This window comes from Isoptericola sp. F-RaC21, from assembly GCF_038593535.1.
Taxonomy (GTDB): domain Bacteria; phylum Actinomycetota; class Actinomycetes; order Actinomycetales; family Cellulomonadaceae; genus Isoptericola.
In genome coordinates, this window is sequence record NZ_JBCFYX010000008.1 from 1 (window position 1) to 1,911 (window position 1,911).

Below are 1,911 nucleotides of genomic sequence, written 5' to 3' on the forward strand. Positions count from 1 at the left end.
TGTTCAGGTGTGTGGGTGGGTAGGGGAGCGTCGTGTGGGCAGTGAAGCTGCAGGGTGACCTAGTGGTGGAGCCCACACGAGTGAGAATGCAGGCATGAGTAGCGAATGACGGGTGAGAAACCCGTCCGCCGAATGACCAAGGGTTCCAGGGCCAGGTTAATCCGCCCTGGGTAAGTCGGGACCTAAGGCGAGGCCGACAGGCGTAGTCGATGGACAAGGAGTTGATATTCTCCTACCGGCGAAGAACCGCCCATACCGAGCCCGGTGATGCTAACCACCCCAAACCACCACCGAGATCCTTCGGGATCTCACCGGTGGGGCGGCGTGGGACCCGAACCGGTAGTAGGTAAGCGTGTTAACAGGGGTGACGCAGGAAGGTAGCCCGGCGTGGCGATGGTAGTCCACGTCCAAGGTTGTAGCCCGCTTCGTAGGCAAATCCGCGAAGCACGAGGGTGAGAACTGATAGTGACCGCGTATGCGGGAAACGGGTGATCCTCTGCTGCCAAGAAAAGCCTCGACGCGAGGTTCTAGCCGCCCGTACCCCAAACCGACTCAGGTGGTCAGGTAGAGAATACCAAGGCGATCGAGCGAATCGTGGTTAAGGAACTCGGCAAAATGCCCCCGTAACTTCGGGAGAAGGGGGGCCTGATCCGTGAACACCCTTGCGGTGGGAAGCGGTGAGGGCCGCAGAGACCAGGGAGAAGCGACTGTTTACTAAAAACACAGGTCCGTGCGAAGTCGCAAGACGATGTATACGGACTGACGCCTGCCCGGTGCTGGAAGGTTAAGAGGACGGGTCAACTTCGGTGAAGCCCAGAATTTAAGCCCCAGTAAACGGCGGTGGTAACTATAACCATCCTAAGGTAGCGAAATTCCTTGTCGGGTAAGTTCCGACCTGCACGAATGGCGTAACGACTTCTCCGCTGTCTCAACCGCGAGCTCGGCGAAATTGCACTACGAGTAAAGATGCTCGTTACGCGCAGCAGGACGGAAAGACCCCGGGACCTTTACTATAGCTTGGTATTGGTGTTCGGTGCGGCTTGTGTAGGATAGGTGGGAGACTATGAAACCCGGCCGCCAGGTCGGGTGGAGTCAACGTTGAAATACCACTCTGGCCGCATCGACCATCTAACCTCGGTCCGTGATCCGGATCAGGGACAGTGCCTGGTGGGTAGTTTAACTGGGGCGGTTGCCTCCCAAAATGTAACGGAGGCGCTCAAAGGTTCCCTCAGCCTGGTTGGCAATCAGGTGTCGAGTGCAAGTGCACAAGGGAGCTTGACTGTGAGACCGACAGGTCGAGCAGGGACGAAAGTCGGAACTAGTGATCCGGCGGTGGCTTGTGGAAGCGCCGTCGCTCAACGGATAAAAGGTACCCCGGGGATAACAGGCTGATCTTGCCCAAGAGTCCATATCGACGGCATGGTTTGGCACCTCGATGTCGGCTCGTCGCATCCTGGGGCTGGAGTAGGTCCCAAGGGTTGGGCTGTTCGCCCATTAAAGCGGTACGCGAGCTGGGTTTAGAACGTCGTGAGACAGTTCGGTCCCTATCCGCTGCGCGCGCAGGAAACTTGAGAAGGGCTGTCCCTAGTACGAGAGGACCGGGACGGACGAACCTCTGGTGTGCCAGTTGTTCCGCCAGGAGCACGGCTGGTTAGCTACGTTCGGAAGGGATAACCGCTGAAAGCATCTAAGCGGGAAGCCTGCTTCAAGATGAGGTTTCCATCCCCGTAAGGGGTGAAGGCACCCAGCTAGACCACTGGGTAGATAGGCCGGATGTGGAAGACAGGACTAACGACTGTCGCAGCTGACCGGTACTAATAAGCCAACAACTTCACACACCTACCAAACACTGTTTGGTCAATAACACTGCTTCGCGTCCACTGTGCGGTTCCCGAGAAACGGGCACCACCC

At 57.6% G+C, this 1,911-nt stretch carries 1 rRNA gene; it reads left to right on the forward strand.

The features are described 5' to 3' along the window. Positions 1-1,838: ribosomal RNA gene (locus tag AAG589_RS21205) — 23S ribosomal RNA — on the forward strand; the annotation flags it as partial. Between the last annotated feature and the right edge of the window lie 73 nt (positions 1,839-1,911).